The sequence below is a fragment of the Marinobacter flavimaris genome, assembly GCF_045057155.1.
GTDB lineage: Bacteria > Pseudomonadota > Gammaproteobacteria > Pseudomonadales > Oleiphilaceae > Marinobacter > Marinobacter manganoxydans.
Map to the genome: position 1 here is coordinate 1,595,533 of NZ_CP171359.1, position 16,492 is coordinate 1,612,024.

A 16,492-nucleotide genomic window follows, 5' to 3' on the forward strand; every position below is an offset into this window, starting at 1 on the left:
CCTCATGAATCAAGCCACGCCTGAAACATAAGAATCCCCCAGAGCTCAAAGCTGTAGTCCTCACGCCCGGACAGGTGCTCATTCCAGAACCACCGCACAGCGTCGGAATTCCAGTACCCCTGCTCGGTAAGGCTTTTATAATCCAGCAGTCCCTCTGCCCAGTCCCGCAAGGCTCCCCGCAGCCACTGGGCAATGGGCACCGCAAAACCCTGCTTGGGCCGGTCAATCAGCTCCCGGGGTACATGGCGATACAACACCGACCGCAGCACCTGCTTGCCAACGCCATCCTGAATATTCAAGGATGCCGGCAGCCCCAACGCAAAGGAAACAACTCGGTGGTCCAATAACGGTACCCTGGTTTCCAGGCTGCAGGCCATGGCGGCCCTGTCTACTTTTACCAGAATATCATCCGGCAGATACCAGTTCAGGTCACGCCACATAAGCGTTTTCAGGGATTCCGGCGCAATGCGATCCGGCAACGGCGCAGTCAGTCCGTAGGGCGCCTCCTGTACCGAACCCAGTAACTGCTCCGGAAACGGCCAGTAAGACACCCTCTGGCGATAATATTCCGATAATGAATCTGCACCGGATACCGCACGGGTAAACGCCAGTCGCTGTTTTATGGCCGCTATGGATCGCCCGCGCTGGGATGGCACAGCCGCCTTGATCAGCGCCGCCATGGGTGCTTCCGGCAAGCGGGAAAGCGCGCTTTTCAGGCGGGCCTTCGGGGCTTTCCGGCCATGCCAAGCAGACACCATGGCCGGATAACGGGTATATCCGCAAAAAAGCTCGTCGCCGCCATCGCCGGAAAGGGCTACCGTCACCTTCTGCTTTGTCATTTTACTCACCAGATAAGTAGGGATCTGGGAAGAATCAGCAAAAGGCTCGCAGTACATCTGTGGCAACTTGGGGATCACATCCAGCGCATCCTGCTCGCTCACATACAGTTCGGTATGCTCGGTTCCAAGGTGTCTGGCCACGGCAGCGGCATGCTCGGCTTCATTAAAGCCCGCCTCTTTGAACCCGATGCTGAAAGATTTCACCGGCGTATTGGCCTGTTTCTGCATCAGGGCCACAATGGTTGATGAATCAATTCCCCCAGACAGGAAAGCCCCCAGGGGAACATCGGAAATCATCTGCTCAGAAATCACTTCTGTCAGAAGCTTTTCAAGTTCATTGGCCGCGCCTTCCAGCGTCTGGCCGGGGCCCTCGGCAAACTGTGCTTCAAGCTGCCAGTAGCGCTGTGGCTCTGGCATCACGCCCGGCTGCAGACTTTCCAGCCTGAAAGACACATAGGAAGCAGGCACCAGTTTGCAGATACCCTGATAGATGGAATGCGGGGCCGGAATAAGGTTGTGGCGAAGCAACAATGGCAGAACCGACCTGTCAATCTCCCCGACCCAGTCCGGGTGCTGCCGCAGCGCCTTAAGCTCAGACCCGAACAACAGGGTGCCCTGTTGCCAGCCATAGTAGAGGGGTTTTTCACCCATCCGGTCCCGCGCCAGATGGAGAACGCCTTCTTCACGATCCACAAGTGCGAACGCAAACATTCCGGCGAATTTTTCCAGAGACACCTGAAGACCCCACTGTTCAAACGCCGCCAGCATCACTTCCGTATCGGAGTGGCCCCGGAAGCTATGGCCCAGGCTTATCAGTTCGCTTTGAATTGTTTCAAAATTGTAGATTTCACCGTTGAAGGCAATTACGAGCCGGCCAGAAGCAGAAACCATAGGCTGGGCACCCAACGGAGAGAGGTCCTGAATGGCCAGGCGGCGATGGACGAGAGCAATGCCTGCTTCAGAATCCTGCCAAAAACCATCTGCGTCCGGGCCTCGGTGTTCAAGCGAATCGGACATAGCCCTACAAACCGGATCAGCAGTGGCTCCGGAAAAAGCCCAGTTAGCAAACCCACTAAAACCACACACTTTCAATCTCCGCGATGGGTATTATTTCCATTTTTTAAGCCGCCTTAACAGGGCAGAGCTCATGTCCTCAGAATCTTACCGCGCGATTTACTCGCAAATCCGCCGGCGCTTCACTCGCTGGTTTCTATCCCACTTGGCAAAATCACCCGAATTAAGAAAAGGCTGTCGGTAAACAATCGCCTTCATGATGCTTGAAATAAATTTTGAAACGCCCAGATTCAGTGCCTTTCTATGCATGGATAGCATGGACATCTGATATTTCCGGAAACCGTTATCTTTCAAAATCCGGTTATACCGAATATGGTTATTGAAGCGTATATCAAAAAATTCCCGGTTTTTCTGGTTGCTCAAACCCCCACTTGCGTTATTGGTCACACAATAAATCGTTTCCGGGACTGCCTTGATATTTTTGGCGTGTATGCCGGTTTTCAGCGAAAAAATCAGATCATTCGCCACTAGAGTTTCATCAAACTGAATTCCGTTGTCAGTGACAAGCTTGCGGCGAATCAGCTTGCTCCAGGGCGGATGAAAACGGAAACGTATCCACTGGGAAGGCTGGCTGCAGAAATCCTCAACCAGTGCAGCGTATGCGGTATGCCGGTTGGACGGCTGTCCGTTATCTTCATTGACACTGGTAGGCCTGAAAAAAACGATATCGCAATCAGAATTCATCTGTTTGCGCACAGCGTCAAATGCGCCAGGTACAAATGTATCATCAGAATCCGCGAACAGAAGCCAATCACCGGTCGCATGCTGCAAGCCATAGTTACGCGCCGAACCCGCGCCTATAGCCTGCCGGTCGTTATTCACGAACACAAGGTTCGGGTGGTTCAGCCCATCGCCTTTTGCTGGTGTTGCGCTTCGGTCATCAACCAGAATAATCTCCTGGTCATCTGCCGGGGGAATGGTATCGAGCAGCGCTGAGAGCGAATTCCAGGAATCCTTGTGGGGAATAATGATTGAGAGCCGGGTTGAAGCTGTCATTCTGTTTCAGCACCCTGCCGCTGCCGCCGGTTCGGCGGGATGATCGAGTCCATCAGAGCCTGTAGCTTCTCGGCGGTTGACTGAACATCAAAACGCCGGGCTGCCTCCACCCTGTATCCCTGCACTGCCCTGTTGATCTCTGGTTGCTGCTCCCGAAAATAAGCCAGTGCCCCAACCAGGCTTTCCGCGCTGCCAACCTCAAAACTGACAGCGGGTGTACTTTCGGTAACCTCCGCAAGCCCGATGCATCGGGTGGCAATCACAGGCACGCCGGCAACAAAGGCCTCCATGGGCAGCAGCGGGCAGGCCTCCCAGCGGGATGGCATTACAACGGCGTCCACCCCCCTCAGTGCCGCCGGCATATCGTTGGTATTCGGAAAAAACCTGAAAAACTGCGCCAGCCCACGTTCTTTCAAATCAGCCTGCTCTTCCCGTATAAAACCGCCCCAGCCAAAACAGGCTACAGTAACGGTATCTTCAGGGTGCTGCCGATTCCATAGCTCCACCGAATCAACCAGGGTCCTGAAGCCTTTCTGTGCCATGAAGCGACCGAAAAAGCCCAGAAGAAAACTACCGTCGGGCAGTTCTGCTTCCTGCCGCAGGTTACGAGCCCGGTCTACGTGAAAGTGGTCGATATCAATGCCATTCTGGATTTCCTCAACCTTGCCGGGCCTATCAAGGAACGGATAGGTTTCCACAAGATTCTGCCCTGCATCCCTGCCTACGGGGTTAATGACAGTAGCCAGGCGCAAAAGACTGCCAACCACCCATTTCCGCAGGCGACCTTTCAGGCCGCTGAATTGTGGTTCCAGCAGCACATCATGTGTGGTTATGATATGCGGAATACGAAACAGGAGGGCTGGCAACGCTGCAAGCATGCCTGCGGTAAAGCCGTGGGAGTGAATAAGGTCAAACTTATGGGTGAAAAGCGCCTTCAGCAGTGATCTGGCGAGGGAGGATGTTGATTCTTCCGTGTTTATACAACTGGAAATGTTAGGCAAGCCGGAAAGCACCTCATCAAGCTGTTCGCTTGCCGGGGCGATAAAAGTCAGTTGAGCCCCCTGCATGGCAGTGTTGCCGTAAACATATCTGAAGTATGTTCTTATACCCCCAGAGGGGTGCCGGGCAAAAACCAGTACCTGTTTAAGATCCTTCATCTAAACAACTGTCCTTCTGACTTTGTATTTCTAGCCATCAGCTAAAACTAACCGGCTCGGTTGCGAACACTCCAGGCAAGGCTGTACTTGGGTTCCGCCTTTTCTTTATCAGCCGGGTCTGTCTTTACTTCTGAGATCTCATGGCTAAGTACATGGCCAAAGGCGATGGCCATGCCGCCGAACAGGTACCAGTAGTACTGGGATAGCCCCCAATAGTTCAGGCTATACACGGCATACATCCAGAAAACGGCAATCAGCGCCTTGTTCAGGTTGTGGTAGAAGGCATTGTCCGGATTATTTTCCAGATCTTTTATAATCTCCCGGTTTTTCATAAATCGTCGGTAAATCTGAATGATATACCTTATGAAAAGCGCAAAACCGACAATGCCTATCTCTATAAGTAGCTCACCGTACATATTGTGGCTAGCCTGGGGACCCCACCCATTATTTGCCTTTACCTCCGGGGTAGTACCAACACCATGGCCCACGACAGGGCGATTTAAGCCCAACTTGAACTCCCCGATAATACCGCCTATCCGCCCGGATGCTGAGGACGATCCTTTTGCATCGTCAACAAAAATCGACAGATACCTGTCTTTCTGCACGGGGTTCATTATACTCCAGCCGCCCATACCAATTCCTATGGCGACCAGAATCAAAACCAGCTTGTGCCTGGATTCCTTAAAAATAAACCAGCCCACCACGGCGAGAGCCAGAATGCCGCCCCGGGACATGGTCAGTATCATGGCATACAAGAGGCAGGGAGCAAGGGCAAGGTATAGAAGCTTGGCTTTCCAGCGCCCGGTGAAAAGCAGGTAATGCAGAAATGGCGCCGCCGTAGCAATGACAAAGCCGAGTTCATTTGGATTTATGACATCCGAAGGCGCACCCGAAAGACGATTTGCGAACTCGCCTCCCCCCAGGTGAGTTGCACTCCCCCAGTAATCCTGCGTCAGGTTCATGTACAGGGGTTCAAGTACGCGAATCACCTGGCAACTCACAAAAACCAGCAGAAAGAGCTTCAACCGATGTTTCGTGTCAACAATCAGTGCTGTGAAGAACACAAACACTATAGCTTTCACAAATTCCGGCAGGTTATGTCTGATTACACTCCCCTGGTATTCCACAAGAGGCCAGGAAACAATCATGTAACCAAGAAGCACCAGAATCGCCTTGAATATCGGGTCATTGGTGCGGTCTTTTATGCGGTCTTTCTGAAGGAAGAGCAGGCCACTGATCAGCGCCACCAGAAGTAGCGTGGGCCGCAAAACACCATATCCTGGTATCCGCTGGGACAGATGCAGGAAAAAATCCACCAGAAAATACAGGTATACCCAGAAAACCCCGTCCGTTACCCCAGGTGAGCGCGACAGGGCTCCGTTACCAAGGCGTTGCACGGAGTCGGCAGCCTGCTTGCTTACGGAATTCATCACCGATGCTCCGCCGCATTTCCACGAAACACCTGCCCCAGGTATTCCACACCGGACACCGCCTTGTGAAACTGAAACCAGTCCTGTGCGCCAGAGTGCCTGCGCAAGGCATAACGGTGTTTCATTGCAGCATTGTCCGCGAAAGCAGCAACGGCACAGTCAAACCCCGTTTCCTCAACCACTTTCATCAGCTCCGTTGAAAAATCAGAGGGCATACCATTGGGGTAACAGAAGGTTCTGGGGTTTTGGGGCAGGTTGTCAGCGAGCATCGCTTTACACCCGGCCACTTCGGCAACTGCCTGCTCGCGGCTGACCTGCCCCAGGGTCGGATGGGTTACGGTGTGCCCGCCAATTTCAATGCCCTGATTCTGCATATCCACAAGCTGGTCCCAGGAACAGGGCGCATAAGCCGGGGGGGGCGTCGCAGGAACTGGCGTTTGCCAGGTGCTGGCAAGGGCCGCTATGAATTCATGCTTTTCCGCATCCGGAACCGACAACAGGCGGTCAATCACCCGTTGCCAGGTTTTCCCTGGGTTCCGGCCCACTTCCCCTTCTGCCAACTCAAAATCTCTGTACTTGAATGCCGTGTTGGGCCCTTCAAGCTGCGCAAACAACCAGCTAATCTGGTCCGGCCAAAGCCAGAGCCTGCCGTCCACAAAGCCCGTGGTCACAAACAGGGTCGCGGGCACATCCAATTCTTTAAGTACTGGCCAGGCAACGTCGTGGAAGTCCCGGTAACCATCATCAACGGTAATCACTATGGCATACCGTGGCACCTTGCCGGTGTCGAACAGGCAGGTGGACAGGTCCTGAAGTGTCATCGGGTGGTAATACTTTTTGATGTAGGCCACCTGTTCCCGGAAGCGTTCACGGGATACATAGCCAGGCTCAGCTTCCGCAGCGAACCGGTGATACATCAGAATCCTGGGCGTGTTGGCCGTCAGCAGCCGGGCAAACTGATACAGGCCCAGATCCCCGGCTTTGCGAACAAGTTTCGATGCCAGACTCATAAACCGTTCACCTGGCTGTAAAGTGACTGATGGCTCTGAACCATGGCCTGAAGGCTGAAGCGTTCCCGGGCGTCCTGCTGGGCCTGTTCGGCCATTGCCCTGGCATAGCCGGGATCGTCCAGCAGGCTTTGAACGCAGGTGGCAAATGCGTTTACATCACCCACGTGATACAGCAGGCCATTAACACCATGGCTGACCGCCTCGGGGTTGCCCCCGACGGCGCTGCATACAACCGCAAGGCCTGCTTTCATATATTCAACCAGTGCATTGGAGAAACCCTCCGACTCCGAGCACAGTATACCCACATCAGCGCTGGCCAGACACTGGTTCACATCGTTCCGGGCACCGGGGAAATGCACCTTGGATGCTACCCCTTTCTGGCTGGCCAGCGCCGTCAGCGATGCCGGGTCGCCGGAGCCAATCACTACAAGGTTCAGTGCCGGGTGGCTGGTGCTGAGCATGGCAAGGCCTTCAATAGCATCTTCAATGCGCTTGATAGGGCGAAGGTTTGCCACCAGAACCATAATTTTCAAATCGTTCCGGGACTCCTCACCAACCAGCTCCGCCTTGTCAGTCGCTGGCAGCCCCCCACCTGTTTCCTCATACCCGTTATAGATAACATGCACCTCGTCGACTGAAAAACCTTCCGCCTGAACCGTAATATCCCGGACAGCCTGGCTGTTGGCGACAACACCGGCCGCAAACCAGCCAGTTACCCGCAGCACCCTTTTCAGGCCCGGCGTGTACCAGTAACCCATATCCCGCCGGGACAGCAGGGTTTTTATGCCGCACAACCGGAATACAGGCGGGCAGATCACGGACGGGTCATTGAAAAATACGTGGGCCAGTCTGAACCCCTGTTTTCTGAAGCGGCGAGCTTTACCGAAAAGCGCGGCCCACGTAGCGGGTGAACGCAGGGAACGGTGCCCCAGAACCGACCAGTCACAGGGAAAACCGTTGTCTTTCAGCCAGGGGGATTCTTCAAATACCAGAAGGTGAGGCTCGAATTTATTCCGGTCCAGCCCCTGAACAAGGCGGAACAACTGCCCTTCGGTACCGGCGTGTGGGTCCCGGTAATAATCGATGACAAACAGAACCCTGGTAACAGCTTCAGGCATCAGCGGATGGCCTCTCTGCCAAAAACCACTGCCACAGCCCGGGCCGGATCAAGCAGGCCAGACTTTGCCAGATAACCCAGCGCCCGCAGCCGGTGGCCCTGGCCGAACAGGGTTGCCCCCAGGCGGAAGCACAATACCGCCTTGCGCTTTCTGAGTGTGGCATTGCGGTAGGGGTAACGGCTTGCGGCCCGCCGGAGTATTTCAAAGCCGTTCTGCCACCTGGCCAACTGGCCGTTGGTGCTGATGCTGCCATCGTGCTTGCGATAATAGAAGCAAAGTGCGCCGGAATAGGCGAATGGGGCCTTTTCCACCACACGGAGAAGGAAATCGTGATCCTGCGCCGCCCGGAAACTGACCTCCAGCGGGCCGGCAGCACCCACTATGCTTCGGCGGAACATGCAAAGCCCGGGGGACACCACATAACAGTCCAGCAGCAGGTTGTCTGGCACACCCTCTTCCTGGTGATCGTCACTGAACAGGGGGTAAAGCCGATTACCGTGGACATCAATGGCATATCCCTGGCCGTAAACCATTCCCAGGGAATCATGCCTATCCAGACAGGCCAGGTGCATTTCCAAAGCTTCGGGGGCCAGCAGGTCGTCGCTGTCCAGAATTACCAGGTAATCCCCCCTCGCCCGGGACAACCCCAGGTTGATGGAGGCAGCCTGGCCATGGTTAGCCCTGTTTTCATGGTTCAGCACCGTCACCCTTGGGTCTGAAATGGCTTTCAGCCATTCAAAGGTGCCATCTGTTGAGCCATCGTCAACAATCAGGTACTCAAAATCCGGAAAAGTCTGGCCCAGCACTGAATCGAGCGTGGCGGGCATCAGATCCCTTCGGTTGTAAGCAGGTGTGATTACCGAAACCCTTGGTTGCATGATCGTTCCCTGGATCCTGTTTATGCCCTTTAGAGTCGTCAGGCGGCACCAATCCATTTGGCGAAGTCTATCAAAATAGTGTGTTATTCTCACCGCATTCAGGTATGAACACGAACATCATAAAGCCCGGCAATGATACAACAGGATAAAAGGCTAAACAGGCTCTGAAAATGGATAAAATTTCACCGGCCGGAACCACCGGCGATCTCACGGTTTATGTTTTCTCTTTTAACCGGGGAGTGTTTCTTGAGAACTGCCTGAATTCCCTTCTTGCCTGCGATATTCAGGCACCGGTCACCGTAATAGACGACCAGAGCGACGACCCGCACACCCAAGAGGTTCTGGAAAGGTTCAAAAAAGACTTCAGGATTGTCACTGCGGGCAAGGCCAGCATCTCTGAACACAAAACTGGTGGCCTCTACAATAACATGCGCTTTGCATTCCAGGATGCGGTGGCAAAGGGCAAGCAATACGCCCTGTTTCTGCAGGACGACATGCAACTGGTCCGCCCTGTTATGGATGCGGACCTTGCCGCCGCCAGCGCTTTCTTTAAAGCCAACCCGAATGCCGCAGAACTGCACACCTGCTTTATGAAGCGTTTCTTCAGGGACCGCGACCAGCAGCTTGCCCGGCTGGATGCCAGCGGTGAGGCCTACCTTCGGCCATCTGACTACCCGGGTTTTTCAGGTTATTCTGCGGTGGGGCTTTTTGATGTGGAGCGCTTCTCGCAGTTGTTTGGCGATCTTCAGCAGGGCGAGTATGCCAATAACGAGTTTGCCCAGAAGCAGGGAATACAAATGGGCATTTCTGCCCGGCCCTTCATGATGTGGCTTCCCTACCCGATTTCCCATCGCGGGAAAAAGAGAAACATTCCCCTTCAGATTGTGGAAGCGGTGGGCGGCTGCGGCTTCTATCCCTTTGACATCATGCCGGGCCACAAAGTAGATGAACTGCTGAACCGGGACCGCACCGACCACCCCTACGCCGAAGACTGGCTGCAGTGCCCCACCCTTAAACCAACCCCTGTGTGGAGCTTTGCGGGGGGCCTGTCCAACCTGCTGGCCCGGGGCGGAATCCGGAGGCGGATCGGGGCCTTTCTGCTGCGTGTACGCTACGGCTGATCAGGCCGGGTCGGTATCGTGGGCGGCCATGGCGCTGAATTCGGCATTGTTGCGAATCAGCTCGTCGAACGGCCCTTGGCCCACAACCTTGCCGTGGGACAACATATAGATTGTGTCGCAGCTTCTGACGGTGGACAGCCGGTGGGCAATCAGAATAATGGTTTTCTGATGCCCAAGGTTCTCCACCGCCTGCATCACGGCATGTTCAGTCTGATTGTCCAGGGCACTGGTGGCCTCGTCCAAAACCAGAACATCGGGATCGTGGTACAGAGCCCTGGCAATGCCGATACGCTGGCGCTGGCCGCCGGACAGCCTTACGCCCCGTTCGCCAACTTCAGTTTCATAGCCGTTTGGCAGCTCTGACAGAATGAATTCGTGCAGGTTTGCTATTTTCGCGGCGCGAATGACTGCATCCATATCGATATCGCCAGGCTTCATACCAAAGGCGATATTGGCGGCGATAGTCTCATCAGCCAGAAAGATATGCTGTGGCACATATCCAATGGCTCGTTGCCAGGAGCGGACATTGTCATCAGTGATTACAGTACCATCCACCAACATACTGCCAGAGGATGGTTTCAGCAGGCCCAGTATAATATCCACGGTGGTGGTCTTGCCGGAGCCACTGGCGCCGACCAGGCCTATTCGCTGCTTTGCGCCGATTCGGAGGGAAACGCCTTGCAAGGCTTCTTCATCTGCTGCTGGGTACTTATAGTGGATATTCTTCAATTCAATGGCTTTTTCCACTGCGCCGAAGCGCTCGCCTTTATCAGCAACCTCTTGAGCTCCAACGGATCTAAGTGAACCCAGTTCTGCAACCAATCCGTCCAATGCCGCGGAGTTAGAGCGAATTGTCGTGATATGCCTATACACCTGCTGCAGGGCAGGCATTAATCGATAACCCGCGAAGGCGAAGGCTGAAAAGACGGGCAGAGCACCGGCCATGGACCCATAAACCTGCTTCAGGTACAGAAGGACACCAACAACACCACCAAAAACAATTGCCTGCATGAGGAATCCGGGAATCTGTGTCACAACTGCCGCTTTAACTTCCTGGTGAGCTGTCTGAAATGAAGGCCCGGTAAACCGGTCAATCATGTTACCCTCCATACAGCCCACCTTGATATCCTTGACACCTCCAAAAGTTTCTTGGGTAACCCGATAACGCTTCAGGTTTGCCTCATACCTGCGCCTGCCGTAACGGAAAAGGGGTCCCCGCACTAACAGGTAGACAACGATATAGGCCGCCCCCAGTAAAATACTAGCCGACATTGCCAGGACCGGATCAATCAAGAAAATAAGCACCAGCAAAGAGGCAACAACAATCAATTGCGCCACCATTTGCACCGCACGAAAGAGAGACTTGGAAATTACCTGGTTGACTTCAGATAGAATGGTCGTAGTCATCTTTGACGTATGCTGCCCCAGAAACCACTCGTAGGGCTGATCCAGGTATCCCTTCATCAATCGGCAACCGACAGAGTGCACACGCATCTTGGTGAAGTGCACCTGAACCCACTGAGAGGCGGCCTTCAAGGTCAGTGAAATAAAAAAGACCACGAGAAACCCAATTCCCAGCGCAACCGTGAACTGGTCGACGTTATCGAAACCAGACCACTCATAAGCCGCATTCAACAAAGGCTGGGTAGTGACCGTTTCGGGATCAGACAGAACCGAAATGAACGGCAGAATTGAGGCTACGCCTGCTGCCTCAAAGAAACCAACAACCACCATTAGCAGAAAAACCCACATTGCGCTTATGCGCTCTGAGGGTGACAAAATATAGAAAAGTTTCCTAAAGGTACTGCGCATTATTCATCCCTGTCACTTGAAAGCCTAAACATCCGTAATTTTACGGGAAGATTGGTGCACTTGATAGGCATCGATTCCACATATGATTATCGTGCTTACATCGTAGAAAAAAGTCTAATATCCCGTTAGACTCGGGGCGACGGATGGCGCTCAACAATTTTTGATGCTGGACACCTAACCTCAGCCATCTCAGCCGCGGAAATTCCGGCTACCGGAGGGAGCGCAGAGTGCTGTCCGCCCTCCTGCGCCACACTCCCCAGATTCTTCCGGTTAGGTAGGCTGTCCTTAAACGGGCTTTCCTTGCCCAAACAAAGCCTCCCCTGGAACTTTACTTCAGTTAATCAAGCACAAATACAGATGAAGAGACTCGCTTTGACTACAGAAGATCGGCAAAACCAACCAAGACCCCCACTATCGATCGGCCTAGTACCGTTTGGCCTTAAGATCAATGACTACATCGAGCGCAAGAAAGATCTACTAGGTCAGGTCGGTCAGGTTTTTGAGGTACCGCGCCCGCGACTGTTGCTTGGTGCAGTACTGAAACGAATGTCTACCGGTCAAAGCCCCAGATTATTTGATGTAATAATTCTAAACTGGCGTGAAAATCTGCTATGCAATAAAAACTGCAAACTCAGTTACAAAGGGATACTGGAATACCTCTGCACACTTTTAGTTTTCAAACTAGCCTGTCAAAAATTAATTTACGTACGCCATAATCGACACCCGCACAACCTCAGAACCATCGACAGGGATAGAGCTCGTCGCATTATTGATATCGCCCAGAACCTGGCCAGTGCAGTAGTTGTTCATGCGCCTCCTCATGCACTTCAGCTCAACCCAAAACTGAGGTATATTCCACACCCCCTTTACCCGCTCATTTTCGATGAACAGAAGAACCCAGAACCAACTCGAAACGATGAGTTCATAATATTCGGTCGAATAGAACGCTATAAACGAATCCTAGAATTGGCTAAATCTTGGGACCTTCAATCAAGACTAAGTATACTGGGGCCATGTACCGATGAAGAATATTTAAATGAGCTTCGCATAGCCTGTCAAGATCGAGACATTGACCTAGAGCCAAAATTCCAGGATGAGAATATAATTGCAGATCGGATTCGGCGGTGCAAAGGCGTTATTATTGGTAACGATACTTCAAGCATGCTGGTAAGTGGCTCTTTCTTTTTTTCGCTTTCCTGTGGAACGCCAGTTTACGCTGTTAATTCCGATTTTTTTAAATGGCTTGAAGAGACACCAATTGCTCCTTATCTCATCGTCCGTGGAAGTTTTAGCGAGTTGATTGATGCAATTCGCACAAACGATACCAAACAGTATATCCAGTCAGAAATATCTGATGTATCGAAAATGCTTTTTGGCGATACTAAAATAATAACGGCCTGGAAAGAACTACTCGATGATCTAAATGGCAACTACCCTCTATGAGACGGAGATGGACGGGCGGCTCAAAACACATGTCTAGAGCCTTACATCAATCTTTAATCTCCATTCTTTAAACGGCGCTTTCAAAGCCTACTGTTTATTCATTAGCAACTAACGGAATTTTGGCAGAATTACACAGAGGATTAACTTGTACATCCGTTTCGATCGAATCTCACGGCGGATCTTGCTCTTCTGGATCTGGTATTTGGCTCCGGAAAATTTGACTTCATCTACGGTGACAACGAATCCTATGCAGTCGGCGATGGCGCATTATCGCTAATCTTGAGACTTATTCAGAGTCTCTTCAAACTCCAGTCAGAGAATTTGGTCTTTTCGCAAAAACGCTAAAGTTTTCGAACTAACTTGTACCAATAATACCCAACGCCTTTTTTGGGTCTAATTTTATTAGGCAAGCTTTTCTTGACAAAAGCCTCTTGAAAATCAACACAAAATCGTCTAATCCATTGCGCCGTCAGCTCATCCTTCTGCTTTTTTAAAGATGGCTCGAACGAGGGAACTTGGGACTCATCCATCAAACCAATTCTCGAAATTTCATGACCGGGATTGGATATAAAATCTTCATACCAAAGACTAGAAAATTTTTTCCCGTTCAGAAAACATCGAATTACAGCATTCTGATCCTCAATTCTGTCAAGCCTATCCACTATCGATTCAAAGCTGTAGAGAGGCGATTTTATTTTCTGAAAATGCATGCTCCAACCACTTGTCTGTAATGCTTTTTCATAAGAAACTGCCTGCGCAATCGTATCTTTTCGAGCCAAGTGAATGAAGTGATATTCTAAATTTTTATAGTTACTGAAGAATTTTAAAAATATATTTAAATGTGAACCATGAACGTTTATACCTAGCCAACCGGTCTGACTTGTTCTAAATCTTAAAAGAGACTCGAAATACTGATTAATATTCAACTCCTCACCCTGAATACAGTCCCACCGGCTACCTAGAATTGGCATATAGTCAGTGGGTTGAAAATATTCATGTGGCACACAAAGCCCTGCCTGCCTTACATAATCACAAAATAAAGTACTTCCACTTCTTGGTGTACTAAAAATAACCAGCACTTTCTGAGTCTTGCGCAAACCCTCAACATCATAGCTTGAGTTCACGAAATCTTGATCTGGAACCTTGTCAAAGGCCCTTCGTAATTGGTCCTTCTGTAATTTCATTTTAGATTGCACTCTAGCGATATAATGAAGTTTTTTAATATAGGGATCTGATTAACCTTTATCAGAGAAGGTCGGCCTACCTTTTCTGAAATTATTTTTTACCAGTCTCGATTTAGTTATTCGCCAAGCCCAACCTGCACTTTTCGTAAGCCAAATTTACCTCATGACGAATGTCGCCCGGTATTTCAATTTTCGAGTTGCTCTCAGTTCGTGTGATGGCTCCAGTTTTTATTGCTTCTGAAGGATCCCCATAATCAGGCTTCCCTGTATTTTCGAACATCTCGTAGTTATTGGCCAAAGGCTGTTTTAGTTTTAACCAGTCTGTCAGCTCATTCAGGATCTGATCCGTCTTATCGACCAGGTCATCTGATTCAAGGAAAAAATAGTTGCCATTCAGGGCATCGGCATATCTGGATAGTTCAACCAACCTGGAACAGTAATACTCCGCGGCGGATCTGGCTTTGTCATGCCAGCCAGCATCACTCTGCTTATTTTTCTGTCCAACCCTGTCGCGCATCCTGATAATGCTTTTTATGGTGCTTTCGGGCTCCCGTAATAAAAAGATAACCCTGGGCTTCATTGCCTCAAGCATTTCCGGTGAAATTTCAAGCCTGTTATGAAGAATCTTGTCAAGAATATATTTATTGCTGAAGTCGCATTTTAAATCGTGATAGAGATTCACTCGCATTTTCAGAAAGTCAGTCTTGTTTCTGTAAGACCGGTGCAGTTCACTGTACCCACATACACCGGGGTTACTCCCCAGAACGTGAGACAAAACGGTTGACCGGCTTCTCATATGACTGATGATAAAAAGATACTCTGACCGGCCGGTAATAATGCTGGGCTTTAACAGCACTGGGGCCAGCTTTCTCAGTTTTCTCGAATTCAGCATCTCGTGTCCCTGCGAAGAATTGGCCTGATTACGCCATACCCCTAAGACTTCCAGACAAGGCTCTTCCTGCAGGCCATCCAATCCGCATCGCCTCCATGCCCGCTGATGTTATATCATGAAGGCCCACACCTGTTTCTGCAAGCAACTGTGCTAATCGGCCGACAGTGCCTGCAGACGGGCTCTGGTGCAAAATTGAAAGCATCGCCCTGTCAGAGTTAAAATGGCTTGCGCGTTGATTTGAAACATCCTGAAACGCCCTGTAACCCGCGGAACCCGGTCACATTGCGGGAGCGCATTTCCTGTAGACTATCCCCATATTGACCACACAGCTTGCCCTTTTCATTGTCGAGGAGTCGTGCACATGCGCTCAAACACACGCTGCAAACAAACATTAAGAGTTGGTATATCGACTGCGCTTATCGCCATCTTGCCAACCAGCCTGTCTGCCGCACCCAGCATCCAGGAGGCTACCCTGAATGCTTCAGGTGAAATCGTTATCGAGGGTTCGGATTTTGGTGAAGGTCCCACGGTTGCACTGCATGACGATTTCTCTGATATCGAAGTATCCGGTGACGCGCTTGTTCTGAAGCCTCAGATCGGCACTTATTTAGAGTTCTCAAAAAGTAGCGCGACGGATCCTTTCATAGACAAAACGCATGGCACCACCAGCCTTTCGGTAAGGGGGGATGCATTTACTAAGCTTTTCGTTGGTGTTCCGGATCCTGGAGGCCTGCACGGATTGAAAACCTTTCAGGAAGTCTACCTGAGCTACACAATAAGGGATCTCGGGGAGTTTCCGGGGAACAACGGAACGGCGACCGAGTTCTCGACTCAATCTTCCACCAAGGATGCCTGGTTGATGCTTGGGAGCCGTGGTGATAAGACTGCATACTCCGTTGAAATTGGCGAGCCTGGAGGTCACGACCTGTATATCCCTGCATGGACCGGAGGCGGGTTCAACATCAATGGCAACAACACCAAAATGCGACCAGTATGGTGGCCACCTGAGCTAGGTCAAAACTGGGATTTTGGCGGGTGGCATACGAAAATGTTCCATGCGGAACTGAATCCGTCAGACCCGTACGGTAAGGCAGAGGGTTTCTTCTCTTTCCTCAATAAGAATGCTTACCATGTCAATATTCGTGACGGCAATTTTATGCATGACCAGAGCAGTGAAGGAGTTCCCTACCCATTCTGGGATCGGATTAAGTTCTTCGCGTGGATGAACCCTGGTGATGCAGATGTAAACCGTGTGGTGGACGAAATCTACGTCGCTATCGGCGAAAACGCCAACGCACGGGTCCTGTTAACAGACGGGGAATCACTCGAAAACTCTACTCGTGTTTTCCACCTGTCGCCGGAGAGTTGGACTGATTCAGAGATTGTGGCCCGGTTCCCTGATTATCTGCCGAACAGCAACACTTATTACCTTCATGTTCTGGATGCCGATAACGCGGCTTCTGAGGGGCACAACCTTTGCCGAAGCTGCCCAAAGCCGCCGCAGGTTTTCCCGGTTCAATAACGGCCACCAGCCTGTC

13 protein-coding genes are annotated in these 16,492 nt (G+C 51.4%); 3 read left to right on the forward strand and 10 right to left on the reverse strand.

Translation table 11 applies throughout. The annotated features are described in order from the left end of the window. Positions 1-2: 2 nt before the first annotated feature. The 7 genes from asnB to ACGK9W_RS07400 all read right to left on the reverse strand — a co-directional run bounded on the left by asnB (position 3) and on the right by ACGK9W_RS07400 (position 8,502). The gene (asnB, locus tag ACGK9W_RS07370; protein WP_405420030.1) at positions 3-1,925 is read right to left on the reverse strand and encodes an asparagine synthase (glutamine-hydrolyzing); all 1,923 of its coding nucleotides are present in this window, start codon (positions 1,923-1,925) and stop codon (positions 3-5) included. An 87-nt stretch (positions 1,926-2,012) separates the two neighbouring features. Continuing rightward, positions 2,013-2,909, reverse strand: a complete 897-nt coding sequence (locus ACGK9W_RS07375) for a glycosyltransferase family 2 protein (protein WP_405420033.1) — start codon at positions 2,907-2,909, stop codon at positions 2,013-2,015. Continuing rightward, positions 2,906-3,976 carry a glycosyltransferase family 4 protein gene (locus tag ACGK9W_RS07380; protein ID WP_405420035.1) on the reverse strand — a complete coding sequence of 357 codons (1,071 nt, stop codon included), beginning with the start codon at positions 3,974-3,976 and terminating at the stop codon, positions 2,906-2,908. The genes ACGK9W_RS07375 and ACGK9W_RS07380 overlap by 4 nt, the downstream gene beginning before the upstream one ends. A gap of 137 nt (positions 3,977-4,113) precedes the next feature. Next, positions 4,114-5,382 (reverse strand): O-antigen ligase family protein, encoded by a 1,269-nt coding sequence (locus tag ACGK9W_RS07385; RefSeq protein ID WP_405420038.1) that lies wholly within the window; start codon positions 5,380-5,382, stop codon positions 4,114-4,116. 113 nt (positions 5,383-5,495) lie between these two features. After that, entirely contained in the window at positions 5,496-6,506 is a 1,011-nt protein-coding gene (locus ACGK9W_RS07390; RefSeq protein ID WP_405420041.1) for a polysaccharide deacetylase family protein, read from the reverse strand. Beyond that, positions 6,503-7,624 carry a glycosyltransferase gene (locus ACGK9W_RS07395; RefSeq protein WP_405420043.1) on the reverse strand — a complete coding sequence of 374 codons (1,122 nt, stop codon included), beginning with the start codon at positions 7,622-7,624 and terminating at the stop codon, positions 6,503-6,505. Before ACGK9W_RS07395 ends, ACGK9W_RS07390 begins: the two co-directional genes overlap by 4 nt. Beyond that, positions 7,624-8,502, reverse strand: coding sequence for a glycosyltransferase family 2 protein (locus ACGK9W_RS07400; RefSeq protein WP_405420046.1), 879 nt, complete (start codon positions 8,500-8,502; stop codon positions 7,624-7,626). Before ACGK9W_RS07400 ends, ACGK9W_RS07395 begins: the two co-directional genes overlap by 1 nt. A gap of 170 nt (positions 8,503-8,672) precedes the next feature. On the opposite strand from ACGK9W_RS07400, the gene ACGK9W_RS07405 reads away from it, so the two are divergent. Continuing rightward, positions 8,673-9,623, forward strand: a complete 951-nt coding sequence (locus tag ACGK9W_RS07405; RefSeq protein WP_405420049.1) for a glycosyltransferase — start codon at positions 8,673-8,675, stop codon at positions 9,621-9,623. Here the strand turns inward: ACGK9W_RS07405 and ACGK9W_RS07410 are convergent, their stop codons facing one another. Further along, on the reverse strand, positions 9,624-11,435 hold the full coding sequence (locus tag ACGK9W_RS07410; protein ID WP_405420052.1) for an ABC transporter ATP-binding protein: 1,812 nt from the start codon (positions 11,433-11,435) through the stop codon (positions 9,624-9,626). A gap of 372 nt (positions 11,436-11,807) precedes the next feature. On the opposite strand from ACGK9W_RS07410, the gene ACGK9W_RS07415 reads away from it, so the two are divergent. Further along, entirely contained in the window at positions 11,808-12,878 is a 1,071-nt protein-coding gene (locus ACGK9W_RS07415) for a hypothetical protein (protein ID WP_405420056.1), read from the forward strand. A 341-nt stretch (positions 12,879-13,219) separates the two neighbouring features. Here ACGK9W_RS07415 and ACGK9W_RS07420 read toward each other — a convergent pair whose 3' ends face one another. Next, positions 13,220-14,062 (reverse strand): Stf0 family sulfotransferase, encoded by an 843-nt coding sequence (locus ACGK9W_RS07420; protein ID WP_405420059.1) that lies wholly within the window; start codon positions 14,060-14,062, stop codon positions 13,220-13,222. A gap of 112 nt (positions 14,063-14,174) precedes the next feature. Further along, entirely contained in the window at positions 14,175-15,035 is an 861-nt protein-coding gene (locus ACGK9W_RS07425) for a hypothetical protein (protein WP_405420062.1), read from the reverse strand. Positions 15,036-15,315: 280 nt separating this feature from the next. On the opposite strand from ACGK9W_RS07425, the gene ACGK9W_RS07430 reads away from it, so the two are divergent. After that, entirely contained in the window at positions 15,316-16,476 is a 1,161-nt protein-coding gene (locus ACGK9W_RS07430; RefSeq protein WP_405420064.1) for a hypothetical protein, read from the forward strand. Positions 16,477-16,492: the final 16 nt, after the last annotated feature.